A 25,686-nucleotide genomic window follows, 5' to 3' on the forward strand; every position below is an offset into this window, starting at 1 on the left:
CAATCAGCCCCGATCCGAATCACGGTTCACCGGCTGCACCTGTTGCCCGATAGACACAAACCCGGCGCCTCTGGTTATAAGCTGGATTTCTTTCGGCAAACCAGTCACCCAGGCGCCATCGGTCGTCACGTTCAGCAGCTTGACCGTGGTGAACACAACCTCGTTGTTGTCGCCCACATACCGTACGCCGGGACGGCCATCATCACCGAGGCTCAGATAGGCTGGTGAAATAAACATGGCCCTGACCTCCGGCAGTGAAATCCGCAACGTGGCACTGCCGCCGGCAACCCGTTTGCGCTCCGGATTTTCCACCGTCACTTCCACGGCAAAGCTGCGGGTTTCAGGGTCTGCCGCACTGGCCACGAAGCTCACCTGGCCTTCCAGCGTATCGCCATCCAAAGTGCGGACAGTCACCTTCTGGCCCTCTTCCACATTGCTCACGGACTGCTGAGGAATCTGGCCTGTTACTTTCAGCCGGTCAATGTGAACCAGCTCCAGTAAAGGTGAGCCCACCTGAACCAGGTCCCCCAGATCCACATCACGTCGATTGACCGTGCCATCGAACGGTGCACGGGGAGTCAGGTTATCCATAGCCACTTGTGCCCGCGCCAGTTCCGCTTTTGCAGCGGAGAGTTCGCTTTGCAGGGTCAGTATTTCAGATTCAGAGGTGAGATCCCGGGAACGAAGACGCCGGGCTGCAGAAAGATCGGCCTCCAGTTTACGAATGCGGGATTGCCATTGCTCCACCGCTGTGCCGCGACCGTCCTCGGAAATGCGCAACAGAACATCGCCTTCCCTGACCCGGTCACCCTGACTCACCATCAACTCTTCCACGGTTCCGGCAATCCGCGCACCGATAGCCACAGACCGCCAGGGTTCCAGCTGGCCCTGCACCATCAGCCCCGGCTGGTAGGGTCGGTCGCGCAGTACATCCACCTGCACGGAAGGCAGACCTTTGCTCTGCTCGGGCGGAGTGTCCGGCGCCTCATCGCGAGCCTCCCTGACATTTCCCGTCGCCATCCAGACAACCAGTAGCGTCAGTACCACGAGAGACAGACCGATGGATCCCAGTTTTGCTTTTGTCATTGATCGCTCACAGGTTAAGACAGGTGATTTCAGTAAAACTGCGGTTCCATTTCGAAAAACTGCCAGAAAACGGTTGCACCCGATTAATTTCGTGGGGTAAATTCTACACATAATTTTTCGATAGAATCAGAGCGAATTCGAATTTTATGAATCTCAACGCAGTGGTTGTCCTTGTAAAGCTAGTCCTGGTGGTCGTGGTACCGTCCGGGGGCTTTTGCGTGGACAAGCGGGTGAGATAGCAGCAACCTGACAAAACACGAGAAGCCCCCGGCACCGAAAGGTCCCGGGGGCTTTTTTTTGCAGCAAGAAAAAGGGAAAAACGACCATGAACGGCGCACAGCACATTCTTGAAGCGTTCCACCGCCACCGCATCAGCACGGTTTTCGGTTATCCGGGTGGCTGCATCATGCCGCTATACGACGCGCTGGTGGACGATATGGGTGTGGACCACGTGCTGTGCCGCCACGAGCAGGGTTGCGCCCTGGCTGCAGACGGCTACGCCCGTGCCAGCGGCAAGCTGGGGGTATGCATCGCCACCTCAGGCCCCGGTGCCACCAACCTGATTACCGGGGTTGCCAATGCCCACCGGGATTCGATCCCCATGTTGGTTATAACGGGCCAGGTGCCATCCGGACTGATCGGCACCGATGCCTTCCAGGAAACCGATGTGTTGGGAATGACCCTGGGGATCGTCAAGCACAGTTACCTGATTGAAGACGCCAGCTCCCTGCCTGCCATCATGGAAGAAGCCATTGAACTGGCTCAGGCCGGCCGGCCCGGACCGGTGTGGATTGATATTCCCAAAGACCTGTTACTGACCGAAGTGGCGGACGCTCCCTGCCCGCGGCCCAGACAGCAACACACCCACTGCCCGGATCTGACTGAAGTACTGGCCATGTTGCGCAAAGCCCGAAAACCCCTGCTCTACAGCGGCGGTGGCATCAGCCTGGGCCACGCAGAGGCCAGCTTCAGGGCATTCGCCGAGTCCTCAGCTTTGCCGGCGGTCGTGACCCTCAAAGGCATAGGCAACCCCGGCAAACATAACCCCTGGAACCTCGGAATGCTGGGCATGCACGGCTCCCGCGCTGCCAATAGAGCGGTGGATGAATGCGATCTGCTACTGGTCATCGGCGCCCGCCTGGATGACCGGGCCACTGGCAAACTGGACGGCTTCGCCCCAAACGCCGGGATGATTCATATCGACACTGACGCCGCTGAAATCAACAAGCTGCGCACGGCTGACCTGGCTATCCGCGGGAATCTGAATGAAATTCTGGAGGCCTTGAGTGATGCCGTTAAAGATATGCCGCTGGCCATCAGTGACTGGCAGAAACAGTGCCGAACCTGGCACACCACGGGCGGTTTCCAGGCAGCTGACAACGAAGAACCCCTGGCACCAATCACCGGCCCCGCCTTCATCCGCCAGCTGTCACGAATCGCCCCGGACGACACCGTGATTGCCTGCGACGTGGGCCAGCACCAGATGTGGGTCGCCCAGCATTACGAGTTTGACCACCCGCGCCATCACCTCACCAGCGGTGGCCTGGGCACCATGGGCTTTGGCCTGCCCGCCGCCATCGGCGCCCAGTTCGCCGACCGCAACAGCACGGTTATCAACGTCACAGGTGACGGCTCGTTCATGATGAACGCCCAGGAACTGGCCACCATCCGCCGTTACAAGCTGCCGGTAAAACTGATCATCATGGACAACCAATGCCTGGGCATGGTGCGTCAGCAGCAGGAGCTGTTCTACGACAATCGGGAAAGCCAGATCAACCTGGACGACAACCCGGACTTTGTAGCCATGGCCCGCGCCTTCGACATTCCGGCCCTGCACATCGAACGCACCGACCAGATCCGCCGCGGTATCGAAACCATCCTGGCCTACAACGGCCCGATGCTGCTGCACGTGGCCATCAGCCGTGAGGAAAACGTCTGGCCCATCGTCAAACCCGGCGCCAGCAACCGCGAAATGATCGACGAAACCCGACGCACCAGCACTGCTAACAAGGAGCAGATAGCATGACCCCGCAAGCGGACATCTCAATCCAGAGTTACACCCTCAACTGCCGCATGTCCCAGGAAGCCGCCGCTCTGGAACGCCTGTGCCAGGTGGTCCGTATTCGTGGTTTCCGCATTGCCAGAATGGCGGTAGAGTCCGCCGGCGAGCACATCGAGATCGTCCTGACCCTGGAAGGTAGCCGGCCCATTACGATGCTCCGGGCCCAACTGGAGAAGTTGCATACGGTGGCCGAGGTTGCCTTCGGTCAGGATTCTGGAGCCCGGGTTCAGACCGCCTGAGACATTGGGAGTTACCCTCTTGTTCGTAGCCTGCAGGTTTTGCGGGCGGATACGGGGGGTGGGGGTGTCTTTTCTTCGGGAAAAAGAACTCGCTACGCTCAGACACCTTTTTCCTTGCCAGAAAAGACACCCCCACCCCCCTATCGACGTGCAGCACAGGGATACTCGAATCGAGTTGGCCTTGTTGTGTGGCTTTTTTGCGAACCTTCCGTGGTCTGCTCGGCGCGGGGTGGTATCTGGATTTTTTGCCAGAAAAAGGTGTCTGAGCGCAGCGAGTTCTTTTTCCAAAAAAATACAGATGCCACCCCGCAAGCCCGCCCCCAAACCACGCAGGCTACGAATAAAGAGGGCAACTCCAAAGCACTCACCAGGCCGAACGGTCTTAGAGCGATGCCGGAGTAATACCTAACTGCGCCAGGGCGTAGGTGAGCACAATCCAGAGTATCATTACCAATGGCAGATAACGGCCCACCAAGTAGATCCGCCATTCCCACCAGCGGCTTTCCGTCCCCAGCACCGTGCGTATCTGCTGTGGCGGAATAAACCAGCAGAATAATGCGGCGCCGACGACTCCGGAGAAAATAATCACGTTGCCTCCGGCGATCCGGTCCACCACATCCAGCACCGGGTCACCGGCGATGGTCCATTCCATCGGGGTAAAGCTCAGTGCCGAGGCGGTACCCAGAACCAGCATCACTACGGTCACGATAGAGACAGCTGCGGTGTTGCTCAGACGGAATTCCTCGGCCACCGCCGCGATCATGACTTTCAGACCAGCCAGGCTGGAGCTGAAGGCCGCGGCGAAAAACAGGCCGAAAAACAGGATGCCCACCCAGTAACCACCGGCCATGTCCTCGAACACCCGGGGCATAGTCACGAATGCCAGCTGGCTGCCTTCTGTGGGTTCTAGTCCGAAGCTGAACACGAATGGGAATATCATCCAGCCTGCCAGCAAGGCGACGCTGGTCTCGGTGCCGGCGACTATTATGCAGGCGCGGGGCACATGGGTTTGGCGGGGAATAAAACTGCCGTAGGTAACCAGGTAGCCCTGTCCGATTGCGAGGGTGTAGAACGCCTGTCCGAAGGCAAAAGCCCAGAGTTTGCCATCGGCCAGGCGGCTCCAGTCCACCTGGAAGAAAAAATCCTTGGTCTGCGCCCACCCGGGTGTGGAGCTGGCGAAAATCACCAGCCCCACGATAACCACCAGCAGGACTGGCATCAGGATTTTCGACATCAGCTCGATGGCCTGGACGTCCTTTGCCAATACGAGGGCGGCCAACAGGGTAACGGCGATGAAATACCACAGCGAATTGAAGCCACCAGTGAAGCCATCAAACACGCGCAGGTCATCACGTACCGCATCCACCGCATACCCCAGTGTCCAGCCGGTGATCACCAGGTAATAGCTGGTGATTGCCATGGTGATCAACACCACGAACCAGCCATAGACCGCGCCGAAGCGGTTCACCTGGCGGTATGTCTGTACGGTACTGCCTTTTGACAATCGACCGGCAGAGACTTCCAGTATCATGATCGGAAGCACCACCAGGATGAGCGCTATCAGGTAGGCAACGACAAATGCGCCGCCGCCGTTCTCGCCCACCATGTATGGAAAGCGCCAAAGGTTTCCCAGACCGACTGCAGCCGCTGCCATGGAAGCAACGAAGGCCGGCTCGGAACTCCACTGTTTGCGGGATTCTTCAATGAACTTGTGCTTTCTGGTCATTCCTGATGTGCGCTGGTCAGAATGTGTGTGAGCCCTCCACAATCCACCATCGGGTCGTCGCAATTCACGATAATGTCTGCACGGTTCAGCACATAGCTTTTACCGGTGATGGTGTTCTCCACCACCTGGTATTCCCCTTCCTGCCGCACGCCCGTGAACTCGCCGATAAATCCGGTTTCTCGCAGCGAGACGGTTTCCAGCCGGTCGCCCGGGCTGATTAATCCCTCGTAGTTCATCAGCGCAAGCCTTGCAGAGGTTCCGGTGCCCGTGGTGCTGCGGCAGATTACGCCCGGGTGTACATAGGTGGCCGAACGGGATCGATACGAATGGTCCGAAAGCTGCTCAACCTGCCCCATGAAGTGAAGGAACGGCAGTGGCCCGACATCTCCCAGTGTGTAATGAGAGAAGCCCCGTTCTGCCTGAATTGCCGAGATAATGTGGTAAGCACACTCGCTGAGCTTCCGCTCCTCATCCAGGGTCAGGTCGAACCCCAGGCTTGGTGCGTCCACGAGCGCATAGAAACCACCACTGTAAGCCACGCTGTAGGTGACGTTACCGATGGACGGCACGTGAATGCTTGCTTTGTAGGTATCAATATAACTGGGCAGCCCTCCGCAGGTGATTGCCTCAACCACGCCATCACGAACAAAGGCATCGATGTGAACCAGGCCTGCCGGGGCCTCAAGCGTGAAGCTTTGCCAGCCTTCGCGCTTGGCTACGATTCCCGACTCAAGCACGGCAGTGGCCGTACAGATGGTGTTCGAGCCGGAGTAGATCGGATACCCCATGACTTCCATGATGATATAACCGGCAACCGCCTCGGGGTCGGTCGGTGGTACCAGAAGATCTACGGACATCTCGGGAATACCATACGGCTCTTCCAGCAGAAGCCGGCGCAGGCCATCTGCCTCGTCCCGCAGATATTCCATCTGGGCGCGCACCGTGGCGCCCGGAAGCGGGCGAATACCGCCCGTCACAATCCGGCTCACATCGCCGCCAGCATGGGTATCCATCAGTTGCAGATTAAGCTCCGTGGGCATCTCTAACTCTCCAAGGCAAAAGGGGCGCCGTGTGTGGCCCATTGGGCGTCCGGGACAATCACGATTTTGCCCAGGTAGTTGCTGTTGCGGTTGACGAAATAGCGTTCGGCCTCATGCAACTCCGAGAGTTTGAAGGCGGCATGCAGCACCGGCTTTAACTGGCCGCTACGGATCCACGCAACCAGTTGCTCGGCCTCTTCCCGGGTACCGTGCGACACCCCGAAAACCTGTACCTGGTAGAGGTAAATCCGGGTCCACATAATTTCGCTGACATTGCCCGCGCTGGCACCGGCAATGCTCAGACGGGGGTAGTCACCGCGGCTGTTCATGTCAAAAATCATGGTGTCAATAAACTGGTCGGTCATCTCACCGCCTGCAAGATCCATTACGGCATCAATAGGCCGGCCGCCGGTAGCGGCGCGTACCTTGTCGGTGAAATGGCTCATATCCGATCGGTCCAGCACTGCGGCAGCGCCCAGTTTCAGCAGCGCTTCTGCTTTGTCCTGCTGGCTCAACGCATAGGGAATGGCACCCAGGGTGCGGCACAGTTGAATAAGGGCGGTGCCGACGCCACCGCTGGCACCGGTAACCAGTATATGCTCACCCGCCTTCACCCTGGCAGAGGTCAGCATGTGCAGAGCTGTCTGGTAAGAGCACATGCCCATGGAAGCCAGTTCGGCATCGGCCAGTTCAGCGTTTTCGACATGATGGAACTGGTCAGACGGCACCGCGATGTATTCGGCGAAACCGCCATCCGCACCATGGCCAAAATAGTCCGGGGTAAGGTTGATGTCCCGGCGGCCATCGGCGTAGAGGTTGAAGTCCAGCAGGCCACGCTGGCCTACCCGTGCCTCATCAACACCCTCGCCCACGGCAACTACATGACCTACCACGTCCGCGCCCTGGATTCTGGGAAAAGTCAGCGTGGCTGAGCCCCCCATCTGGAAAGAGGTGACTTCGCCTTTTTCCTTCGTGGGGTAAAGACCTTCCCGGGCCTTGCGGTCGGTGTTGTTTTTGGCGGTAGCGGTTACCCGGACCAGTACTTCACCCGCTCCGGGCTGGGGGGTGGATACCTCCTCGGTGTATTCCAGTTTTTCGATGCCACCGTGGCCCGTGAGCAGCATGGCTTTCATGGTCTTGGGGATCATGGGCATTCTGCTCCTGTTTCTGCTGGCTATCACCTCAGGATAGCACTAGCGCGCAATTACCTTGTAGATCGGGCGCAATTTCGGGATCTGTTTGAGGACCACCTGGATAACAGTCATCAGGGGCACGGCCAGCAAAACACCGACGGGCCCCCACAGCCAGCCCCAGAAGAAAATGGACACGAAGATGATGACCGGGTTGATGGCCATGCGAAAGCCATGTATCCAGGGTTCGATGAAAAAGCCGACGGTTGAGGTAAGGGCCAGATAGCCAACCGGAGCTATAGCCATCATCCACAGAGTATCCAGACTGGTTGCGGACACAACGGCCAGGAGTGTGATCGTCAGGATAACGCCCAGATAGGGAATAAACCTGGCAAGCCCCGCTACCAGACCCCAGACGACAGGGTCAGGAAGGCCGACGGCCCAGCAGATCAGACCGGTTGTGATGCCAACGAGCAGGTTGCTGAGGCTAAGTACGGCAAGGTATTGGGCGATTTCATGCTGGGAGTCGCGGGCAATGTGCAGCACATTCCGCCGCTGGCCCCTGGGTAGCTGGCGCACGAAATTCTGGATAATGCGGTCGCCGCCCACCAGCAGAAAGTAGGTCAGCGCCAGGGCCAGAGCGAGGCCGGCGGCACCATTGCGGGCCTTGGTTATCAGCTGGTTGCGCCACGAGTCGGTTTGCAGCACAACGGTGTTGGTGGTGGCTTGTTCCCCACCCTCTTCCGAGAGCTCATCCATCGATTCTTCGACCTTCTTGGCGGATTCATTGACCTTGTCGATCTGGGTTTTCAACCCGCTCTCCCCCACCATTAGTCGAGAGATTCCCTGCGGAGCCTGTTGTGCCCACTCCAGAGCTGGAGTGGCAACGGCAACACCGATACCGACCAGCCCGGCAAGCACCAGAATCACCAGCACCAGCGCACTGAGCACTCTCGGAATGCCGGCTTTCTCATAGGCTTTTCTGACCAGCGGAAACAGCAAAAGGCTGGTCAGCACAGCCAGTACAATCGGCAGAATAATCTGATGGGCCAGATAGAGGGTGTAGAGTATGCCCAACGCAAACAAGCCGTTGAGAGGCGTGGCAAGGTCGGAACGGGCTGGCTTTTTCTCGGTGCCCGGGTCGTCAGTCGGTTGGTTGTTCTGGTTCTCGTCTTCCATGCAAGTCAGCGTGCCTCTGCTGTTTAAGTTGGTTGTAGTGAACCCTTTCGGGCCAGAGCCTGGTCATCAGGGCGCTACGACTTTTGTTGTAGCACATTACCGGATACCCTGTCTGATACAGTTCCTAAAGAGTGCGGCTATGGCAACCTACACGATTGAAATTGATGAAACATTTGATGTGCCGCGACACCGGGTATTTGCCCTGTTTGCAGACCATGAGCGTTTCGGGAAACTGCTGGGCGCCCCGGTCAAGCGAATTCGCGACAGCGACCAGGCCGACCCTAATGGTGTCGGGTCTATTCGCAAGATCGGAATTGGTCCCATCGGACTCAAGGAGACGGTGATCACCTTTGAGCCAGAAACACTTATCGAATACACCATTTCCAGCCTGAGCCCTATCCGCAATCACCTGGGCAGAATCCGCTTCGAGGATGCCGCTGACGGCAGAACCCGGGTCCAGTACACGATTTCATTTGAAGACACTGTGCCCTTCACCGGCAAACTCGTCTGTTCAGCTCTGGACCAGGGTATACGCAAGGGCATTCGGCGTGTTCCCAGGCTTGCCTGAATGACGTTGCAAAACATTACTTGATGGGTATCAGTTTATTGACCTGACGCAATAGATCGCATTTGCCAATTTTGTACCCTCCCGGAAATTTTGCAGTATACGGCCATCCGGGCCGGATACTCAGCCTGGCGGGAGACAACAATGGCTGCGGAACCCATCGTTCTGTTTGATAACGGGCAACATAAATGCCTGATGTTCGATTCATTGGTAACCGGCGAGGGCGTGCAGTCCAACCAGTTCCTGATTGTTGATGGCAAACACGAAGCACTGATCGATCCGGGTGGCGACCTGACCTACACCCCACTATCGGTTGCCGCTTCGCGGTATATGAATATTCGCGAAATGGATTACGTGTTTGCCTCCCACCAGGACCCGGACATTATCGGCGCGATCGACCGCTGGATCGTCCATACCCGCGCCAAAATTGTCACCTCCCGCCTTTGGGCCCGCTTCCTCCCCCACCTGGTTTCCGGCTATGTAACCGGGCAACTCAGCGGAAGCGTTTATGACCGTATTCTGAGTGTGCCGGACGGCGGCATCAACGTGCCTTTCGGGGAGACGTATATTCAGTGCCTGCCTGCGCATTTCATGCATTCGGTGGGCAACCTGCAGTTCTATGATCCGGTCTCGAAGATCCTGTTCTCGGGCGACCTCGGAGCGTCCATGGGTGGTGAGGACGACCACAAGCCCGTGACAGACTTCGACAGGCACATACCCAACATGATCGGATTCCACCGCCGCTATATTGCGTCACGAAAAGTATGTGAGTTGTGGGCCAATATGGTTCGGCAGATGGACGTCAGTGCCATTGTGCCGCAGCACGGCAAACGCTTCGAAGGCCCGGAAATGGTGGATCGGTTCCTGAACTGGGTATCCAGTGTTGACTGCGGTATTGACCTGGTCAGCCAGGAAAACTACCGGCAGCCGGTAGACTATCTTTCGTCGTAGCGGTTAACGGACACCGCCTGCACGGTCCTGCTGCCCCGGAACCGGTTGCTGCGGCCCGCGGCCAGTTCCCGTTGCCGGGCCTGTGTTGATACCCATTCCCTGGCCAGGAGCAGTGGCAGGACCCGCTGCGCCGCCCTGAGGCGCGCCAGTGGGTTGCCCACTAATCTTGCGGCTGCGGGGATCATCACCGGAAGACGATGACAAACCCTCAATGCTCTGCGGGTCCATACCCTGTGCCCGGGCGCGGTCTGCCATTTTCAGGCGGTGCTCATCAAGGATGGCCTGGCGCTCCTCGTGGCTGCCGGCTGCACCTATCCGCTCACGTAATTGCTCCTGCTCTTCAGGGGTCATAAGCCCGGAGCCGACGACGGGCTGGCCCTGCATCTGGCTCTGTCCCTGCTGAGACGACGCCTGTTGCGCCATCACGAGGCCGGGCAGCGCAATGACAAGCGCCAGACTCAAAGGCAAAACTGCTGTGCGTTTCATTATTTTACTCCCGGGACCGCAGCCGAAGATCCTCAACAAATTTCTTGAGACCGTATCAGCTTTCCATTTTCTCCGGCAAATCAATGACGACATGGTAATGCTCCCGCCACAGAACGCCCGAGAGGAAACACTAGGGTTGCTCCGCCGCCCTGGTTCGCCAGTAGTCAGCCTGAACCGGGTTTGCCCGGGTACCGATGCCCTCGGCATAAGCCCTTGCTACTTCGGACATGCTCAATCTGTCGCCGGCTTCAGCCGCTTTCAGATACCACTTGAACGCCATGGCGTCATTCTGTGCTACGCCCTGGCCCGCCGAGTACATGTTTGCCAGGTTGTACATCCCCTGGTGGCTGCCGGCTTCGGCAAGCGCCTGGTACCGCTCGAAAGCCAGGTCGTACTGGCCCATCTTGTAAACGGCATAGGCTTCAAGAACCTTCACCATCTCGCGGGCCACTCCCATTTGCTGATCCGATTCGTTGCCGCGCACCACGGGTGAGAGCAACATCATCAGACCAATGGCGGTGGCTATCCGGCTTGCAGCGTATCGGCGTGGCATGGAAACCTCCGGGGATCAGGGGACAGTTCCACGCTATCACCCTCAAAAAGCAGCGTCTTTGACTCTAAAGTGGCGAAGGTTTACAACTTTGGGTGGGGTACATGGCCGGGAAATAACTCTGTCACCGGCCTGTTTTGTCGAGTAAAATCCGCACTTTTGAAACGATATTGAGGCAGCGAAATGGGCAGAGCCTATCAGAACCGTAAAGACTCCATGGCCAAAACGGCCGCCGCCAAAACCAAGGTTTACAGCAAGTATGGCCGTGAAATCTATGTCTGCGCCAAGTCCGGTGGCCCGGACCCAGAGAGCAACCTGTCACTGCGTGGCCTGATAGACCGCGCCAAGAAAGATCAGGTGCCGGCACACGTTATCGAAAAAGCCATCGAAAAAGCCCAGGGGGGCGCCGGCGAAGACTTCTCCCCTGCCCGCTATGAAGGTTTCGGGCCAGGTAACTGCATGGCCATCGTGGATTGCCTGACGGATAACCCCAACCGCACCTTTGGTGACGTGCGTCTGGCCTTTACCAAAACCAAGTGCAAAATCGGTACCCAGGGCAGTGTCAGTCACATGTTCGATCACTGCGCCATCTTCGGGTTCAAGGGCGATGATGAAGAAGCCGCACTGGAAGCGCTGGTGGTGGCCGACGTGGATGTCACTGATATTGAGCATGAAGACGGCATGATCACCGTATTTGCGCCCCATACTGAATACGCAAAGGCCCGGCAGGCACTGCAGGAAGCCTTTGAAGGCCTGGAGTTCGAGGTGGACGAGATCCAGTTCCTGCCCCAGACAACCACAACCATCGAAGGTGACGACATCGGGCTGTTTGAAAAATTCATGGACATGCTGAACGAGCTGGATGATGTGCAGAACGTCTACCATAACGCCGTGATTGCAGATGGACAGGAGCAGTAACTTGCCGAAGGTCGTGATACTGAAAACTGGCACTACTTACCCTGCTCTTCGCGAGGTATTCGGGGATTTTGACAGCTGGTTTGTCACCCGCCTGGCGCCGGAACTCAACATTCATGTTGTGGATGTGACCGTAGACGACCTCCCGGGCCAACCTGAAGACTGGGACGGCATTGTCATCACCGGCTCGCCGGCCATGGTCAGCGACCGTGAACACTGGAGCGAGCAGACCGCCAGTTGGCTCGCTCACGCGATCAAGGCCGAGGTTCCGGTTTTGGGCGTGTGCTACGGCCATCAGTTACTGGCCCATGCTGTCGGGGGCGAGGTGGGTTTTCATCCCCGGGGCCGGGAAACCGGCACGCATCAGGTGGAGCTGCTGGATAGCGCGCTGGACGATCCCCTTTTCAAAGGTCTCCCCCGCCAATTTCCGGCCCAGCTGACGCACCGGCAATCCGTTCTCCGGCTTCCGGAAAACGCGGTTCTTCTGGGGCGCAATGAATTCGAGGCCCATCAGGCGTTCCGGCTGGGACCGTGCGCCTGGGGTGTTCAATTCCATCCTGAGTTTTCATCAGAGGTGATGCGGGCTTACCTCAAAGTCCAGGCTCCGGATCTTGAGAAAGAAGGACTTGATGCCGATGCCCTGCTGGCAGGAGTGAATGACGCGCCGGAAGCTTCCTCGCTGCTGGATCGCTTCTCACAAATAGTCATGAACCGGTAGGCACTAGTCGAGAATGTAGGCGGTCTTTTCCATTGCATTCTCGTCCTCGTCCACAAACCGGAACTCGTTCCAGCCAATCCGCACGAGGTCACTGCTGTTCAGGCGCTGGCGCCCGCTGATGCGGATATCGTTTACAAACGTACCGTTGGTGCTATTGCTGTCAGTGATGTAGTAATCCACCATATCGTCCAGGTAGGCATTGGGTACTGCTTCAATAACCGCGTGGCGACCGCTGACGGAAATTTCATCGATGCGAATATCGTTGTCTCCGCCCCTGCCGAGCCGAATTTCGGGCTGATCCAGCTCAAAGGTGGTTACCACGACGCTATCCACCAGTTGTGACAGTGAGGCCATACACGGCTCCTTCTCTATTCGAGTATCATAAGAACGACAGACACGTTATCCGCCGCTTGATTGGCCAGGCTTGTTCTGACCAGCGCCCGCACCTTGTCTTCCGGCGCCCCCTGGCCTGATATCACTGGCAACCAGTCAGTTTCCGGCAGAGCCCCGGTCAGGCCATCGGAACACAACAGCAGGCAGTCACCCGGGCCGAGTATCACCCGCCCGAAACTGGCGAGCGAGGACGAAGCTCCCAGAGCCCGGGTTAGCACATTTCGAAAGGGAACATTGGGCACATCATCCGGCTGGATGCTGCCGTCATCCAGCATGTTCTGGACCACGGTATCGTCCCGCGTCAGGCACTGCAGTTCGCCCTCGTGAACAAGGTAACAGCGGGAGTCACCCAGGTGGGCAATGTGAGCTTCGCCATCAATCACCCACGCGATAACCAGAGTCGTGCCCATTTTGGCAAGGTCTTCATTCCCTGCCCGACACTCCTGTATGCGTTCGTTGGCAAGGTTGATTGCTGCCTGCATGGCGTCCGGGGGCAGGTCTGAAGCACCCTCGTCACCCTGCACCAGGAACCCTCCCAGCACTTCCATGACCGTCTCTACGGCAATGCGGCTGGCAATTTCCCCACCCTGATAGCCGCCCATGCCATCGGCAACTACCAGCAGCACCTGGCTATTGTCATCACTGACCCGCCAGTCAATGGCGTCCTGATTGGCTGAGCGCACAGTCCCAACGTCGGTGACGCCGGCTACACGGGGAATCATCACGATGCTTCCTCCTTCGCCTCGCGGGATGCCAGCCGCCGCAGTGCTTCTGCCATGGTTGAGGCACTGAGGAAGCGCTTATCCGGCTCCCGCTGTATGGCTTTGTTGATTAGGCGAACAACACCGTTGGGCAGGTTCGGATTGAATTCACGGACACTCTTCGGGCGCTTGTTCAGAATCTGGTAGGTCAGATTCGCCAGCGTATCACCCTGATACGGTGTTTCGCCTGATACCAGTTTGTACAGCGTGACACCCAGGCTATAGGTGTCAGTCGCGCCCGTTACCTTCTGGCCCTTGAGCTGCTCTGGTGACATATAGAGCGGACTTCCCATGACATTCCCGGTGCGGGTTCGGGAATCATCAGAGATCTTGGCAATCCCGAAGTCGGTGATTTTCAGTTCACCATTATCCGGATTGAAAATAATGTTCCCCGGCTTTATGTCGCGGTGAATGATCTTCTGGCGGTGGGCATAGTCAAGAGCATCCGCCACCCGGGCGACAATATCGAGCACCGTTGCCAGGGGCAACAACCGGCCCGGTTTGCCATACTCGCTGAGCGGGCGCCCACTGGCATAATCCATGGCAATAAACGCCAGGTCCGCTTCTTCTCCCACATCGTAGATGGTAACTATCGCCGGGTGGCTGAGTCGCCCGGCCGCTTCCGCTTCCCTGAAAAACCGCGCCTTCAGATCCCGCAATTCATTGTCATCGAAGGCCTGGTAGCTGAAGGTTTTGATCGCCACGGTACGGGCGATTTTCGGATCCTTGCCAAGGTAGACCACCCCCATGGCGCCACGCCCGATCTCCCGCTCAATCTCATAACGGCCCAGAGTTGGCCGGCTGACATTCTGTTCTGGCAGCACCAGTGTTCGTGTGCCGTCCAGGTTCCCAGCCACCGCCGCGGTACCTTCACTGTTCAGGTTCTCCAGAGCCGCCAGTCGTTTGTTGGCATCACGGTATTTGCGCTTCTGGTCAAGAATCTGCCTGTAGGTGGCACAGGCCTTGTCATACTGGCGTTTGCGCTCCTGCTGGATGGCAATATCGTATTGCAGACCAAGCGTATCCTCGCTGGGAGGGCACTCAGACAGAACTTCCAGCGCTTCGTCCGGCTGGCCTTGTTGCAACAACAGTTTGCCCAGACGGGTCCTCGCTGCCTGGACATTTTCGGAGAGCGCCTCGATATCACGTCGGGGTTGTAGCCAGAAAAGCATGATGAGGTACCCAGCCATAAGCAGGGTCACCACTTCCCCCAGCGGCAGCCAGGCATTCCTGTAAAACATGAAGGCTGCCTGCAACACCACCAGTGAGCCTGCCGCCAGCAGAATAACGGGCAGGGCCACGGCACCACCGAGCCGGGGAATCGCCAGCACCAGAAACAGTGCGGATACCATCAGCCCGGCACGAATCGCAACCGTCGACCAGGCAGGCTCGGAAAGCCCTCTCGATTCCAGGGCCGAGTTGAACATCTCTGGCGACAGAGTCATCAGTGCGCCGGCGTTTTCGATACCGGAGGGATTTCCGAGGGAGCCGAACAGTATTCGATCCACCCAGCTCAGTAGCGGGATTACCTCACCCATGAAGGCACAGGCCAGCGCCAGCACAATGATAAGCAAGCGCAGGCTGAAAATGCGGGAAAATACAAAAGCCAATGAATTCACAGGAACCGTTATTGTAAATGGTTGGTACCGCAAGTTTAGGAAGTGAGCGCAGGCAGCGATAGGTTACCAGGGGCTGTTTTTTGTAAAGGTTTGTTTAGCTGGGAACACCATCACGCCCCGGCCCGCATTAAACGGTGATGACAAGGGTTTAAAAGACGCCAGCCACTTTTCTGCCGTATAGTCCACAGAAAGGACGTCTCCGCCGGGAAGCAAAACAATGACATTCAAGTTACTGATTGGTTTTATTTTTCTTGCAATCACAACAACCAGCCTCTACCACTCATTCAAATCCCTTCCCCAGGGACTCAGCTATCACGGTGATGAACGACCTCTTATAAACCCGAAGCTGCTTACCGACAGAACCCTGCACTTCGGCAATGAAGAGCCACGGCTGGACCAGGAAATCTTTGCTGAAATTTTCGATATGATTGCCAATGCGCAGCAGTTCGTGTTGGTGGACATGTTCCTGTTCAACGATTCCCGTGCCGACGGCAGCCGTCAGATACCACTGGCCAGTGCGCTTACCGATGCCCTGATCTCCCGCAAGCAGGCCCATCCCGAGATGGACATCATCGTGATATCCGACCCCATCAACACGGTCTACGGTGGTACAAACTCACGCCATTTCCAGCAGCTCCGTCAGGCTGGCATACCAGTGGTGGAAACGCGCCTGGAGCGCTTACGTGACAGTAACCCCATCTGGTCAGGGCTGTGGCGCGTCTGCTGCCAGTGGATGGGCAATTCAGCCTCAGGCGGCTGGCTACCCAACGCCCTGGGGGACCAACCGGTCACACTGCGCAGCTATCTGGCACTACCCAACTTCAAGGCCAACCACCGCAAAACCCTGGTGGTTGACAGCGCCGATGGGTTCAGCGCACTCGTTACCTCCGCAAACCCCCACGACGGAAGTAGTCGGCACAGCAACATCGGGCTGCGGTTCGCAGGGCCCGCTGTCGCCGATCTGCTCAGAACCGAACGGGCCGTGCTGGCAATGTCGGATGCGGACACAACCGCTGTAGACAATGCACTGGGTAGCCTTCCGGAATCCGAGGCGAAATCTGCCGATACCATCAAAGTTGTCAGCGAGTCCGCCATCCTCTCGTCAGCGCGGGACATTATCGACACTGCATCGTCGGGAGACCGTCTGGATCTGGCGATGTTCTACCTGTCTCACCGTACCCTTCTGCAGAGTTTAAAAGACGCCCATAAACGCGGCGTAGGGGTCCGCGTTCTGCTGGATGCCAACAACGATGCTTTCGGGCTCGAAAAAAGCGGCATCCCCAATCGCCAGGCGGCAATGGAGCTCAAGAGGGCTGGCATAACCGTGCGCTGGTGTCTCACCGAAGGTGAACAGTGTCACACCAAGCTTCTTGCGCGGCAGGACAAGGACGGCAAAGCGCAGCTGCTACTCGGCTCCGCGAATTTCACCCGCCGGAACCTGGATGACCTGAACCTCGAGACCAGCGTTCATATCGTGTCAACGACTGATTCCGATACAGTGCTCAAGGCAACCGGTTTTTTCGATGACCAGTGGAATCACGGCCCCGGTGACACACCCGTTATGAGCCTGCCTTACGAAGCCTGGGCGGATGAATCGCGGTTACGGTACTGGCAATACAGGTTGATGGAGACGACGGGACTGTCTACGTTTTAGATTTGCAGAGGTGATCTCGATGAATACACCCGAATACTCCCGGCCCATTAACGAGCGGATTGACTGGCTGATGGAGCTGAGCCGGAAGCACTCGGCGAGCTTCTGCAGTCCCGAGAATCACCTGGCCCGCCAACGTTACCTGGCGGAACACAACACGCTTATCATTGCCATGAAGTGCATGGATGGGCGCATTCATCTGCCCTATGTAACCCAGACGCCACTGGGTATTATCCACCCTTTTCGCAACCTGGGCGGCATTTTTGACCTGGGCTGGCCCTACCTCGGTGACATGCTGGCCGACACTGTGCAGGACGCCGTCGGCGCCGGCAGGCGGGTGCTCATTATCATCACTTACCATTACTCGAAAGGCGCTGCGGAACGCGGATGTGCAGGCTTCAACTGTGACCGTGACGCTGCTCAGGCACACGCCTTCAGCATCCGCCGCCAGGTTGAAGCGCTGTTTGGCAGCGGACACCAGACGGTCTACCCTCTGGTTTGTGGCTTTGAAACCGATGAAGACGCTCTGGTTCTTCACGGTCGCGATAACCTGAGCCTGGATCTGTCCACAATTACTCCCGCAGAGGCAGACGAGATTGGTTCACGAATCGCCTCCCTGTACCCGGATATGCCAATACCGGTGCAACGGGATCTGTTACCACTGGTCTATGGCAACATTCAGCACATTTCTGAAATCAGAAAGAGCGACCGGGAACTCAACATCGAGCACCGGGAGTGGGTCATCTGCATTGGACGGGGGTTCGACTTTCTCCACGTGCCCAATGTAGCCCTGATTATCGGCCCCTACAGTCCTGACCTTTCCCATCCTATCCGCCAGGCCGCCGGCATCATCAAGGCCAATATGGAAAGCGGTCGGGTGCCGGACGATGGATTTCTTTTGCTCTCTTCAGCCCCTTATCTGGAACCCGGAACCCAGAAAGCGCGTGCTACTCTCAAGTCCGCTTTTTTGTCAGAATTCGCGGCCAACGTTATCCGGCAGGATTTTCCCGAGCTGGCAGAGCGTATGGTTACCCGTTCAGCTATCCTGAACTGGCCGGAAAGACGCCTCGAAGTGCAGCCAGCAGAACCAGACCCGAGAGCGGGCGAACATGTTTCATAAACCAAAGCAAGGAGAATTGAATGCAGACCATCAGAAAGCACCTGCGGTACGTGTCGTTGTTCATGGCCATCATGATGGCGTTTGGCTCCGTATGGGCAACGTCTGCCTCAGCAGGGGTTGTTGGCACCGGTGAACTGCTGACCGAGCAGCGGGCCGACCTTGACCGCCAATCTTTGCTGGATATGCTTGAGCGTGATGAAGTGAAGGACAAGCTTGCTGAAATGGGCGTCAGCCAGGAGCAGGTTGAGCAACGTATCCAGAACCTGACACCGCAGGAGCTGTCGTCGTTCGAACAACAGCTGGCAGAGGCACCGGTGGGTGAAGATGTCGTCGGTATCATCGTTCTGTTTCTGCTGGTGTTCATCATTACCGACATGCTCTGTGCCACCAATATCTTCTCGTTCATCAACTGTATCCGGTAGCGCGCTGCCTTCGTGACTATCTTCACCAATCCGCGCTCGCCAAGAATCCTTGCCAGTGTTGTACTGGCGATGGTTCTTGCGGGTTGCGCCAGCCGCCCTCAGTGGCCAGAACCCGAAACCCTGAACATCGCTACGGACATTGAACAACGTCTGGTGCTGGATGATGTTCCTTTTTATGCCCAGGAGCGCTACCAATGCGGCCCGGCTTCCCTGGCCATGATGCTCAACAGCCAGGGGCTGAACACCAATCCGGAAGTTCTCAAGGAGCTGGTCTACCTCCCGGAGCGGCACGGTAGCCTGAAAGTAGAGCTGGTAGCCGCAGCCCGCGCGCACGGGCTTCTGGTCTACCCGCTGGATGGTTCACTGGAAAGCCTGCTGGAAGAGGTGGCTGGGGGCAACCCCGTGCTTGTCATGCAGAATCTGAGGTTTGGTTGGTGGCCGCAGTGGCATTTTGCCGTGGTTATGGGCTTCGATGCCGAACAACGAAACATCATCCTGCATACCGACACACGTGAGCGCCACGAGGAAACTCTGGAAGTGTTCACGGCAACCTGGCAACGTGCGGAGAACTGGGCTGCCGTTATGTTACCCCCTGACCAGCTGCCGGCAAGCGCCGAACCCCTGCGCTATTTGATGTCAGCCAATGACCTCGAAACCACCGGCCGAACAATGGCCGCAACAACTGCCTACCAGACTGCGGAGCAGACCTGGCCAGACCAGCCGGCCGCCATTATGGGGCAGGGAAATATTGCCTGGGAACACGGAGAGTCAGAGCAAGCCACCCATCACTACCTGCGCCTGACCCGGAAGTTTCCCGGGGTGGCAGCTGGCTGGAACAATCTGGGCCACTCGCTGGCGGCTCAGGGCTGCGCCACTGCCGCTGAAACCGCTGCCAGCTGCGCCGCGGCCATCAACCCTGAGCGCTTTGACGGCGTGCCCCCCGAGATACAGAACAGCACTCCCCCGGAGTCATGCCCGGTGGTAACCTGCCCTGCTCCGGCTCCCTAATGCTTCTGAAACAACGCCACATCCTTGGCCGGAATGTCGAGTGTCCAACCATGGGCCCCGGCTAACCACTCCAGGGTGGCTCGACGATAGAAAACAATGTGAGTCGGGTCCCGCCGGTAGTGCCAGTTGGCAAAACGTTCGTCGTCGGTCTGGAAACAGGTCATGACCCCCAACCAGCTACCCGCCGCCATCAGCCGGTCCAACTGTCGGAAGACCTCCGCGGGACGATGCAGATGCTCCACTACTTCCGTGCAGGTAATAAAATCGTACTGCTGTTCCAGAACGGACTCATCCGGACAGAAAAACGGATCATAGAGCGCCATATCCATCCCGGCCTCCCGCAGCATGACGGCCAGCGCCGGACCGGGGCCACAGCCAAAATCCAGCCCGCGATCCCCTGCCCTCAATCGTTCAAGTAATGGATTGGTCAGCTTCGAAAGAAAACGGCGGTAACCCTCATCCTGCGGATTATTGTCGTGAAGGTCATAAATTGCCTTCTCTTCCTGCTCGTCCAGCCAGTCTGCCTCATCCATGACCGTTGCTTCACAGGCTGTGCAGCGATGATAGCGGGTAGCATTGATGGTCTGGAACGGCACGAGCGCATGGCTCTCGCAAACCGGGCAATAGGGTGTCAATGGACAAAACTCCTGAAAAAACCGAACACTCACAGAGCGCCGAACAGCACCACCATCACGATAGCAAGGAATAACAGAAACCAGGTCGCATAGCGATTGGCGCGGTCTTCAACGCTTGCAGGATGTGTCTCAGCGGGGGCGGCGGACTCGTACTCCGCAACCAGTTTGCGGGCCAGCGAATAGTCTTCATCCTCAACATGGACATTGGTGAACCCCGCAGCACCAATTTCGCCCATGGCACCCTGCAGGTAGTGACCACCCACGTGGGACTCGATCCCCCTTGATTGCAGCATGCCGGCGATAATATGGGCTTCCGCCAGGTCACGGGCTCGATAGGCTATCTGCATTGGCAGGCTCCGCAGGCTCAGGCAACTCTTTACCTGAACCCTAGCCGGAATACTGCCGTTCGTCGACCTGCATCCGACTATTTCGGCATGCGCCCGGTTTTCTCCAGCCGCTCGCCCACCCATTTGTGGTAGAGCTTGGCCAGCGCCGGCCGGATAACCGGCAAACCGATTAGCCAGGCCAGGGGTTTCAGCAACCAGACCCGTGACATCAACAGAATATAGGCATCCAGTTCCCGGTGGATGTTGCCCTGACCATCCTCCACGTGAAGTTCCTGAAGCGCTGCTTCCGGCTCTATACCAAGTTCCTTCAGCTCATCGTCACGGCCGGTGATATCAACCCACTCCACCGATTCGCCGGTCCTGCCCGCGAGTCGCTCGTAGAGCTTGCGGTCCTTGACGCAGCTGGGGCAGGCGCCATCGTAAAACACGCGAAGCTGATCACCTGGTGCCATCATAGCCCTCTCCATTTGTTGCATCACATTCACTTGAATACACGATAAAACAATGTCTAGTGTTAATAAAACAACCGGCTTATTCGCCGCAAGGGATCGGGTGTAGCGACAATGGACATCAGCAGCCACATCAATGACATCTACCAATATCAGTCGCGCAAGGTACACGCTACCCTCATCCGGCTGCTGGGGGATTTCGACCTGGCGGAAGAAGCTCTGCAGGAAGCATTCACCGCCGCCATCCGGCAGTGGCCCGAGCAGGGAGTGCCGGACAACCCTGCAGCCTGGCTTATCAAAACCGGACACCGGCGGGGCATCGATCATATCCGACGTCGCCAAACCGCCAGACACAATCTCGACCACCTCGCTGACGACGAATGTCATACCTCGGAAGCAGACCCTGACACCATTGATGATGACCTTCTGCGGCTGATTTTCACCTGCTGCCATCCGGGCCTCGCCATTGAGGCGCAACTGGCACTGACGCTGCGCGAACTATGCGGGCTGACAACAGAGCAGGTTGCCAGCGCCCTGTTGCAGAAGCCAACCACCATGGCGCAGCGGATCGTGAGGGCCAAACGCAAGATACGTGAAGCCAATATACCCTATGAGGTGCCGGAACACCGGGAACTACCGGAACGGCTCCAGAGTGTGCTGAAAGTGATCTACCTGATTTTCAATGAGGGCTACTCCTCCAGTGAAGGCAATACCGTTGTAAACGTCGGCCTCGCCACCGAGGCAATCCGGCTTGCCCGGCTGCTGGCCGAGCTGTTGCCAGAGGGTGAGGTATTCGGCGTGCTGGCGCTGATGCTCCTGCACGACTCCCGCCGCAATGCGCGCCAGGATGGCAATGGCGAACTCATCACACTGGAAGATCAGGACCGAAACCTCTGGGACCGGCAGCAGATTCGATCAGGCCTGGCGTGGCTGACCCGCGCCCTGCAATTGAGCCCTGCCGGCCCGTATACCCTTCAGGCCTCGATTGCCGCCGCCCATGCCGAAGCCACCGGGCCCGGGGATACGGACTGGGCCCGCATAGCGCGACTCTACCAGGCCCTCTATCAACAGCAGCCTTCCCCGGTGATTGCCTTGAACCACGCTGTAGCGGTGGCCATGAGGGACACGCCGGAAGACGGCCTGAAACTTCTGGACCAGCTTGCGGGCCACAAAGCCATCCAGAGCTACTATCTCTATCACGCCGCCCGCGCCGACCTCCTCCGCCGATCAGGGGACCGTTTGTCCGCGAGAACCGCCTATCAACGAGCCCTCACCCTGACCCAGCAAGGGCCGGAACAACGTTTCCTGAACCGTCGACTGGCGGATCTCGACAGTGCCTGAAAAATAATTTCACCGGCTGTCGATCCTATGTTCTCCCGGGCGACTTACTGATACACAACATCAAAAGGGAGAACCGTGATCATGAAATTCATGCTGATGCGCAAAGCCGACAAAGATACCGAACAGGGGGTAATGCCTTCGGAAGACCTGCTACAGGCCATGGCCGATTACAACGAAGAAATGCTCAAGGCAGGTGTACTTGTCTCCGGAGAGGGCCTTCACCCCAGCAAGGACGGTTGCCGGATCGAGTTCACGAACGGCGAACCCGTCATCACCGACGGCCCGTTTGCTGAAACCAAAGAGCTTCTGGCGGGCTTTACCGTTCTGGAAGTAGCGTCAAAAGAAGAAGCCATCGAATGGGCCACCCGCTGGCCAAAATCCGACGCCGACGGCCATGCCCGCCTGGAACTGAGGCCCTTCTTCGGACTGGAGGAGTTTAAACCCGGTGCGGCGATCGACAAGCACCGGCAGATGGGCGAGCAACTCCAGAGGCTTCCTGCACAGATAAACATTCATCTCGCCTTCGCAGGCAACTGCAGGGAGGCCATGGCCTACTATGCCGATGTGCTTGGCGGCCAGATCGAAACCATGATCACCCACGGCGAAACACCGATTGCCGACCAAACACCTAAAGACTGGCACGACAAAATCGTCCACGCATCTTTAACCCTGAAAGGCCGGCGGATAATGGGGGCCGACATGGCGGGTGATTGCTACACCCGCCCCCAGGGGGTCCAGGTACATCTGGAGTACGGCGACACGAAACAGGCAGAACAGGTTTTCAACCAACTGACGGAAGGCGGCAGCATTGTCATGCCATTCGAGAAAACCTTCTGGGCCCACCGTTTTGGCATGGTCACGGACCGTTTCGGCACTCAATGGATGGTCAGCAACGAAATTGATAGCTGCGGCTGAAACCACAGGGAGATAACCATGAAATACGTAGCACTGGTGTATTACCAGGAAAGCATCATCAACAGCATGACTGAAAAGGAGTGGCACGACCTCAACCAGCAGTGCATTGCCGGTGTGGAAAGGCTCACCGAACAGGGCAAATATGTGACGGGCCAACCGCTGCAGCCCATCGAAACGGCCACAACGGTGAGGGTCCGGGATGACGAAGTACTGATTTCCGACGGTCCCTTTGCCGAAACCAAGGAACAGCTGGCCGGCTTCTACCTGTTGGAGGCCAACGATCTGAATGAGGCCCTGCAACTGGCCAGCCGTATTCCACCCGCACGCTTTGGCAGCATAGAAGTAAGACCTGTGCGCGAATTACCCCCAAAGGACTGAAACGAGGAGAACCACAATGACGTATGTAGACGGATTTGTAGCGGCGGTTCCAACCGCCAACAAGGAAAAGTACATCAAGCACGCCAGCGATGCGGCCGTGGTGTTCAAGGACCATGGCGCGCTAAAGCTTGTGGAATGCTGGGGCGACGATGTGCCCGATGGTGAGGTGACCTCCTTCCCCATGGCCGTTAAATGCAGGCCGGATGAAACGGTGGTGTTTTCATGGATCCTCTGGCCCTCTCGTGAGGCGAGGAACAAGGGCATGCCGAAAGTCATGGAAGACCCCCGAATCCAGGCTGATATCAACCCCATGCCCTTCGATGGTAAACGCCTTATTTACGGCGGTTTTGAAACGGTCGTGGACGAATAATGCAGTGGCGCCGGAAGCCGGCGCCACTGAGTCATTTCCGCGGGTCGTCTTCCGGGTTGAGGTACTCGATACCCCAGGGGCCAGTGCCATGCAGCTGTATCATGACTTCTTCCTCCGTAAAGCCGAACATCGGATCGCCGGGCGACATGATCGCAACACTGCCCTCGGGCAATGCCGTTGCCTTGTCGCGGTCGACCTCTTCACCATGGGCAAAATGGAAGGTGCCGGATAGCACGGTCACCCGCTCATACGCAGGGTGTATGTGCGGTGCGATCACATAGTCCGCCGGTAGCCGCAAGCGCATGGTAAACGGCTCCTCCTTCGACAGATCGCCTTCGATGATCGAAATCTTCGCGCCCGGGGCCATGGAGCCTACCGGCCCCCACTCCAGCTCCGAAGGCTTCACCATGGTGTGCCCCTCGCCCATATAGGGCGTCGCGGCGGCTACCACAGGTGCGGCTACAAGCATCGCAAGCAATGCAATGCCGCGGCCAGTATTACTGAAATAATGGGGCGAACGAATGGTTGTGTTGCCTGCCATGGGTTCTATCCTCCTTATAGTGTGGTTGTTTTCCGGGACAACTCCCGGTCGGCTGCAAGGACGCATTGCAGGCCCGGTTTGTTCCCGCTGTAGTCCACGAGGTGTGATCCGGAACTTATCCAGGGGTTCACGCGTCCTTGCCGCTATGGAAGCGGGGAAAAACATGACAGCCAGCAACCGGAGACCACGCCCCCTGCCCACCTCGAAGGAGTGCAGAGGGCAGTTTGAACAGGAGGTGACCCGTCTTATGGATCGCCTATATGGCACCGCTTTGCGCCTGGCAAGGAATCCGGATGACGCTGAGGATGTGGTCGCGGAGACGGTATCCAATGCCTGGAGAAAACTGGACCAACTGGACGACCTGGCGCACATGGAGGGCTGGCTGTTCAGAATCCTCCACCATACATTTGTCAGTCATTGGCGCCGGCGCCAGTGCCGTCAGGAAAAGGAAGTGGACATCGAACCGGAAGATAACGATATTCGTTTTTCCCTGTTTGAAAAGCTCCATCAACCCTTCCTGCTGTGGTGGGGAGCCCCGGAAAAAGAGTTTGTGAATGCCCTACTGCACGAAGACATCCAGAACGCCATCGATAACCTGCCAGATGGCTACCGCGTTGTTATTGTCCTGGTGGAGGTGGAGGGTTACAGCTACGAAGAGGCGTCCGGGCTGCTGGATCTCCCCCTTGGCACCATCCGTTCACGTGTAAGCAGGGCCCGGACGCTTTTGCAGAAGGCACTTTGGAGCCAGGGCCAGGACGCTGGCCTGGCAAAGTGCTGCGGGCAACCGTCAGGCACCAGCAGTGGAGGTGATCTATGAGTGAGTCCCGGATTTCCTGCGAAGAGGTGGTCCAGCGCCTGTTCGAATACATGGATCGTGAATTGGACAGCTACACCAGTGCCGAAATTCAACGGCACCTGGAGCGTTGCCACGATTGCTTCAGCCGGGCAGAGTTCGAGCGCCAGCTCAGGGAACGGGTAGCCAGAAGTGGCCAGCAGGAGGCGCCTGAAAGGTTGCGCCACCGGATCAGGGAAATGATCGAGCGCTTTTGAGCAGTCCGGAGGCAGCGGAACACACTGGAGAGGAAAACC

General features: G+C 57.7%; 30 protein-coding genes. 16 read left to right on the forward strand and 14 right to left on the reverse strand.

Translation table 11 applies throughout. The features are described 5' to 3' along the window. Positions 1-3 precede the first annotated feature (3 nt). Positions 4-1,086, reverse strand: coding sequence for an efflux RND transporter periplasmic adaptor subunit (locus M8010_RS09080; protein WP_250090566.1), 1,083 nt, complete (start codon positions 1,084-1,086; stop codon positions 4-6). A 325-nt stretch (positions 1,087-1,411) separates the two neighbouring features. On the opposite strand from M8010_RS09080, the gene ilvG reads away from it, so the two are divergent. Both ilvG and M8010_RS09090 read left to right on the forward strand, forming a co-directional pair. Next, on the forward strand, positions 1,412-3,112 hold the full coding sequence (gene ilvG / locus M8010_RS09085; protein ID WP_250090568.1) for an acetolactate synthase 2 catalytic subunit: 1,701 nt from the start codon (positions 1,412-1,414) through the stop codon (positions 3,110-3,112). After that, complete coding sequence (locus M8010_RS09090; RefSeq protein WP_250090569.1) at positions 3,109-3,387, forward strand: ACT domain-containing protein; 279 nt, start codon at positions 3,109-3,111, stop codon at positions 3,385-3,387. The genes ilvG and M8010_RS09090 overlap by 4 nt, the downstream gene beginning before the upstream one ends. Before the next feature lie 382 nt (positions 3,388-3,769). On the opposite strand, the gene M8010_RS09095 is transcribed toward M8010_RS09090, so the two are convergent. The 4 genes from M8010_RS09095 to M8010_RS09110 are packed head-to-tail and all read right to left on the reverse strand — an operon-like array spanning position 3,770 to position 8,462. Beyond that, positions 3,770-5,113 (reverse strand): sodium-dependent transporter, encoded by a 1,344-nt coding sequence (locus M8010_RS09095; RefSeq protein WP_250090570.1) that lies wholly within the window; start codon positions 5,111-5,113, stop codon positions 3,770-3,772. Then, positions 5,110-6,153 (reverse strand): proline racemase family protein, encoded by a 1,044-nt coding sequence (locus M8010_RS09100; protein WP_250090571.1) that lies wholly within the window; start codon positions 6,151-6,153, stop codon positions 5,110-5,112. Before M8010_RS09100 ends, M8010_RS09095 begins: the two co-directional genes overlap by 4 nt. A gap of 2 nt (positions 6,154-6,155) precedes the next feature. Then, the gene (locus tag M8010_RS09105) at positions 6,156-7,301 is read right to left on the reverse strand and encodes an alcohol dehydrogenase catalytic domain-containing protein (RefSeq protein ID WP_250091152.1); all 1,146 of its coding nucleotides are present in this window, start codon (positions 7,299-7,301) and stop codon (positions 6,156-6,158) included. A gap of 45 nt (positions 7,302-7,346) precedes the next feature. Then, positions 7,347-8,462 (reverse strand): AI-2E family transporter, encoded by a 1,116-nt coding sequence (locus M8010_RS09110; RefSeq protein WP_250090572.1) that lies wholly within the window; start codon positions 8,460-8,462, stop codon positions 7,347-7,349. Positions 8,463-8,601: 139 nt separating this feature from the next. Here M8010_RS09110 and M8010_RS09115 point away from each other — a divergent pair, with 139 nt between their 5' ends. Both M8010_RS09115 and M8010_RS09120 read left to right on the forward strand, forming a co-directional pair. Beyond that, complete coding sequence (locus M8010_RS09115; RefSeq protein ID WP_250090573.1) at positions 8,602-9,030, forward strand: SRPBCC family protein; 429 nt, start codon at positions 8,602-8,604, stop codon at positions 9,028-9,030. Positions 9,031-9,171: 141 nt separating this feature from the next. After that, positions 9,172-9,978, forward strand: coding sequence for an oxygen-binding di-iron domain-containing protein (locus M8010_RS09120; protein WP_250090574.1), 807 nt, complete (start codon positions 9,172-9,174; stop codon positions 9,976-9,978). A 3-nt stretch (positions 9,979-9,981) separates the two neighbouring features. Here the strand turns inward: M8010_RS09120 and M8010_RS09125 are convergent, their stop codons facing one another. Both M8010_RS09125 and M8010_RS09130 read right to left on the reverse strand, forming a co-directional pair. Beyond that, positions 9,982-10,464 carry a hypothetical protein gene (locus tag M8010_RS09125; protein WP_250090575.1) on the reverse strand — a complete coding sequence of 161 codons (483 nt, stop codon included), beginning with the start codon at positions 10,462-10,464 and terminating at the stop codon, positions 9,982-9,984. Between the two features lie 130 nt (positions 10,465-10,594). Then, complete coding sequence (locus tag M8010_RS09130; protein ID WP_250090576.1) at positions 10,595-11,017, reverse strand: tetratricopeptide repeat protein; 423 nt, start codon at positions 11,015-11,017, stop codon at positions 10,595-10,597. A 180-nt stretch (positions 11,018-11,197) separates the two neighbouring features. Here M8010_RS09130 and M8010_RS09135 point away from each other — a divergent pair, with 180 nt between their 5' ends. Beyond that, the gene (locus M8010_RS09135; RefSeq protein WP_250090577.1) at positions 11,198-11,932 is read left to right on the forward strand and encodes a YebC/PmpR family DNA-binding transcriptional regulator; all 735 of its coding nucleotides are present in this window, start codon (positions 11,198-11,200) and stop codon (positions 11,930-11,932) included. Position 11,933: 1 nt separating this feature from the next. Continuing rightward, complete coding sequence (locus tag M8010_RS09140) at positions 11,934-12,647, forward strand: glutamine amidotransferase (RefSeq protein WP_250090579.1); 714 nt, start codon at positions 11,934-11,936, stop codon at positions 12,645-12,647. A 3-nt stretch (positions 12,648-12,650) separates the two neighbouring features. Here the strand turns inward: M8010_RS09140 and M8010_RS09145 are convergent, their stop codons facing one another. From M8010_RS09145 to M8010_RS09155, 3 genes are read right to left on the reverse strand one after another with little or no spacing between them, the layout of a single operon-like run. Beyond that, positions 12,651-13,001, reverse strand: coding sequence for an FHA domain-containing protein (locus tag M8010_RS09145; protein WP_250090581.1), 351 nt, complete (start codon positions 12,999-13,001; stop codon positions 12,651-12,653). 14 nt (positions 13,002-13,015) lie between these two features. Beyond that, positions 13,016-13,762, reverse strand: coding sequence for a PP2C family protein-serine/threonine phosphatase (locus M8010_RS09150; RefSeq protein ID WP_250091154.1), 747 nt, complete (start codon positions 13,760-13,762; stop codon positions 13,016-13,018). Continuing rightward, entirely contained in the window at positions 13,762-15,420 is a 1,659-nt protein-coding gene (locus M8010_RS09155; RefSeq protein WP_250090583.1) for a serine/threonine-protein kinase, read from the reverse strand. Before M8010_RS09155 ends, M8010_RS09150 begins: the two co-directional genes overlap by 1 nt. Before the next feature lie 217 nt (positions 15,421-15,637). Here M8010_RS09155 and M8010_RS09160 point away from each other — a divergent pair, with 217 nt between their 5' ends. Genes M8010_RS09160 through M8010_RS09175 form a run of 4 tightly spaced genes read left to right on the forward strand, consistent with a single transcriptional unit; the run spans position 15,638 to position 19,621 of the window. Next, entirely contained in the window at positions 15,638-17,074 is a 1,437-nt protein-coding gene (locus tag M8010_RS09160; RefSeq protein ID WP_250090585.1) for a phospholipase D-like domain-containing protein, read from the forward strand. A gap of 19 nt (positions 17,075-17,093) precedes the next feature. Then, entirely contained in the window at positions 17,094-18,191 is a 1,098-nt protein-coding gene (locus tag M8010_RS09165) for a carboxysome shell carbonic anhydrase (RefSeq protein WP_250090587.1), read from the forward strand. 20 nt (positions 18,192-18,211) lie between these two features. Then, entirely contained in the window at positions 18,212-18,613 is a 402-nt protein-coding gene (locus tag M8010_RS09170; RefSeq protein WP_250090589.1) for a PA2779 family protein, read from the forward strand. Between the two features lie 12 nt (positions 18,614-18,625). After that, complete coding sequence (locus M8010_RS09175; protein ID WP_250090591.1) at positions 18,626-19,621, forward strand: PA2778 family cysteine peptidase; 996 nt, start codon at positions 18,626-18,628, stop codon at positions 19,619-19,621. Here the strand turns inward: M8010_RS09175 and M8010_RS09180 are convergent. The 3 genes from M8010_RS09180 to M8010_RS09190 all read right to left on the reverse strand — a co-directional run bounded on the left by M8010_RS09180 (position 19,618) and on the right by M8010_RS09190 (position 21,058). Beyond that, a complete protein-coding gene (locus M8010_RS09180) occupies positions 19,618-20,256 on the reverse strand; it encodes a class I SAM-dependent methyltransferase (protein ID WP_250090592.1) in 639 nt (212 codons plus the stop codon). The genes M8010_RS09175 and M8010_RS09180 overlap by 4 nt on opposite strands. 29 nt (positions 20,257-20,285) lie before the next feature. Then, complete coding sequence (locus tag M8010_RS09185; protein ID WP_250090594.1) at positions 20,286-20,603, reverse strand: putative signal transducing protein; 318 nt, start codon at positions 20,601-20,603, stop codon at positions 20,286-20,288. 77 nt (positions 20,604-20,680) lie between these two features. Beyond that, a complete protein-coding gene (locus M8010_RS09190) occupies positions 20,681-21,058 on the reverse strand; it encodes a thiol-disulfide oxidoreductase DCC family protein (protein WP_250090596.1) in 378 nt (125 codons plus the stop codon). Positions 21,059-21,166: 108 nt separating this feature from the next. Between M8010_RS09190 and M8010_RS09195 the strand changes: the two genes are divergently transcribed. From M8010_RS09195 to M8010_RS09210, 4 genes are all read left to right on the forward strand, one after another. Beyond that, positions 21,167-22,393, forward strand: a complete 1,227-nt coding sequence (locus M8010_RS09195; protein WP_250090598.1) for an RNA polymerase sigma factor — start codon at positions 21,167-21,169, stop codon at positions 22,391-22,393. An 81-nt stretch (positions 22,394-22,474) separates the two neighbouring features. After that, positions 22,475-23,308, forward strand: coding sequence for a YciI family protein (locus M8010_RS09200; protein ID WP_250090599.1), 834 nt, complete (start codon positions 22,475-22,477; stop codon positions 23,306-23,308). Positions 23,309-23,326: 18 nt separating this feature from the next. Further along, a complete protein-coding gene (locus tag M8010_RS09205; protein ID WP_250090602.1) occupies positions 23,327-23,686 on the forward strand; it encodes a YciI family protein in 360 nt (119 codons plus the stop codon). A 16-nt stretch (positions 23,687-23,702) separates the two neighbouring features. After that, positions 23,703-24,056 (forward strand): DUF1428 domain-containing protein, encoded by a 354-nt coding sequence (locus M8010_RS09210; RefSeq protein WP_250090603.1) that lies wholly within the window; start codon positions 23,703-23,705, stop codon positions 24,054-24,056. A 31-nt stretch (positions 24,057-24,087) separates the two neighbouring features. On the opposite strand, the gene M8010_RS09215 is transcribed toward M8010_RS09210, so the two are convergent. Continuing rightward, on the reverse strand, positions 24,088-24,597 hold the full coding sequence (locus M8010_RS09215) for a cupin domain-containing protein (RefSeq protein WP_250090604.1): 510 nt from the start codon (positions 24,595-24,597) through the stop codon (positions 24,088-24,090). A gap of 163 nt (positions 24,598-24,760) precedes the next feature. Between M8010_RS09215 and M8010_RS09220 the strand changes: the two genes are divergently transcribed. Both M8010_RS09220 and rsrA read left to right on the forward strand, forming a co-directional pair. Then, positions 24,761-25,414, forward strand: a complete 654-nt coding sequence (locus M8010_RS09220; protein WP_284048045.1) for an RNA polymerase sigma factor — start codon at positions 24,761-24,763, stop codon at positions 25,412-25,414. Next, on the forward strand, positions 25,411-25,647 hold the full coding sequence (rsrA, locus tag M8010_RS09225; protein WP_250090608.1) for a mycothiol system anti-sigma-R factor: 237 nt from the start codon (positions 25,411-25,413) through the stop codon (positions 25,645-25,647). Before M8010_RS09220 ends, rsrA begins: the two co-directional genes overlap by 4 nt. Positions 25,648-25,686 lie beyond the last annotated feature (39 nt).

The sequence above is a fragment of the Marinobacter sp. ATCH36 genome (assembly GCF_023555055.1).
GTDB lineage: Bacteria > Pseudomonadota > Gammaproteobacteria > Pseudomonadales > Oleiphilaceae > Marinobacter.

What these genes read in the sequence shown, in the direction of transcription:
- M8010_RS09200 (WP_250090599.1), top strand. Translation starts at nt 22,475, where the DNA reads ATGAAATTCATGCTGATGCGCAAAGCCGACAAAGATACCGAACAGGGG.
- M8010_RS09145 (WP_250090581.1), bottom strand. Translation starts at nt 13,001, where the DNA reads ATGGCCTCACTGTCACAACTGGTGGATAGCGTCGTGGTAACCACCTTT.
- M8010_RS09190 (WP_250090596.1), bottom strand. Translation starts at nt 21,058, where the DNA reads ATGATGGCACCAGGTGATCAGCTTCGCGTGTTTTACGATGGCGCCTGC.
- M8010_RS09090 (WP_250090569.1), top strand. Translation starts at nt 3,109, where the DNA reads ATGACCCCGCAAGCGGACATCTCAATCCAGAGTTACACCCTCAACTGC.
- M8010_RS09115 (WP_250090573.1), top strand. Translation starts at nt 8,602, where the DNA reads ATGGCAACCTACACGATTGAAATTGATGAAACATTTGATGTGCCGCGA.
- M8010_RS09150 (WP_250091154.1), bottom strand. Translation starts at nt 13,762, where the DNA reads ATGATTCCCCGTGTAGCCGGCGTCACCGACGTTGGGACTGTGCGCTCA.
- M8010_RS09220 (WP_284048045.1), top strand. Translation starts at nt 24,761, where the DNA reads ATGACAGCCAGCAACCGGAGACCACGCCCCCTGCCCACCTCGAAGGAG.
- M8010_RS09160 (WP_250090585.1), top strand. Translation starts at nt 15,638, where the DNA reads ATGACATTCAAGTTACTGATTGGTTTTATTTTTCTTGCAATCACAACA.
- M8010_RS09100 (WP_250090571.1), bottom strand. Translation starts at nt 6,153, where the DNA reads ATGCCCACGGAGCTTAATCTGCAACTGATGGATACCCATGCTGGCGGC.
- M8010_RS09185 (WP_250090594.1), bottom strand. Translation starts at nt 20,603, where the DNA reads ATGCAGATAGCCTATCGAGCCCGTGACCTGGCGGAAGCCCATATTATC.
- M8010_RS09210 (WP_250090603.1), top strand. Translation starts at nt 23,703, where the DNA reads ATGACGTATGTAGACGGATTTGTAGCGGCGGTTCCAACCGCCAACAAG.
- M8010_RS09095 (WP_250090570.1), bottom strand. Translation starts at nt 5,113, where the DNA reads ATGACCAGAAAGCACAAGTTCATTGAAGAATCCCGCAAACAGTGGAGT.
- M8010_RS09215 (WP_250090604.1), bottom strand. Translation starts at nt 24,597, where the DNA reads ATGGCAGGCAACACAACCATTCGTTCGCCCCATTATTTCAGTAATACT.
- M8010_RS09105 (WP_250091152.1), bottom strand. Translation starts at nt 7,301, where the DNA reads ATGATCCCCAAGACCATGAAAGCCATGCTGCTCACGGGCCACGGTGGC.
- M8010_RS09135 (WP_250090577.1), top strand. Translation starts at nt 11,198, where the DNA reads ATGGGCAGAGCCTATCAGAACCGTAAAGACTCCATGGCCAAAACGGCC.
- rsrA (WP_250090608.1), top strand. Translation starts at nt 25,411, where the DNA reads ATGAGTGAGTCCCGGATTTCCTGCGAAGAGGTGGTCCAGCGCCTGTTC.
- ilvG (WP_250090568.1), top strand. Translation starts at nt 1,412, where the DNA reads ATGAACGGCGCACAGCACATTCTTGAAGCGTTCCACCGCCACCGCATC.
- M8010_RS09110 (WP_250090572.1), bottom strand. Translation starts at nt 8,462, where the DNA reads ATGGAAGACGAGAACCAGAACAACCAACCGACTGACGACCCGGGCACC.
- M8010_RS09125 (WP_250090575.1), bottom strand. Translation starts at nt 10,464, where the DNA reads ATGAAACGCACAGCAGTTTTGCCTTTGAGTCTGGCGCTTGTCATTGCG.
- M8010_RS09130 (WP_250090576.1), bottom strand. Translation starts at nt 11,017, where the DNA reads ATGCCACGCCGATACGCTGCAAGCCGGATAGCCACCGCCATTGGTCTG.
- M8010_RS09170 (WP_250090589.1), top strand. Translation starts at nt 18,212, where the DNA reads ATGCAGACCATCAGAAAGCACCTGCGGTACGTGTCGTTGTTCATGGCC.
- M8010_RS09205 (WP_250090602.1), top strand. Translation starts at nt 23,327, where the DNA reads ATGAAATACGTAGCACTGGTGTATTACCAGGAAAGCATCATCAACAGC.
- M8010_RS09195 (WP_250090598.1), top strand. Translation starts at nt 21,167, where the DNA reads ATGGACATCAGCAGCCACATCAATGACATCTACCAATATCAGTCGCGC.
- M8010_RS09165 (WP_250090587.1), top strand. Translation starts at nt 17,094, where the DNA reads ATGAATACACCCGAATACTCCCGGCCCATTAACGAGCGGATTGACTGG.
- M8010_RS09120 (WP_250090574.1), top strand. Translation starts at nt 9,172, where the DNA reads ATGGCTGCGGAACCCATCGTTCTGTTTGATAACGGGCAACATAAATGC.
- M8010_RS09080 (WP_250090566.1), bottom strand. Translation starts at nt 1,086, where the DNA reads ATGACAAAAGCAAAACTGGGATCCATCGGTCTGTCTCTCGTGGTACTG.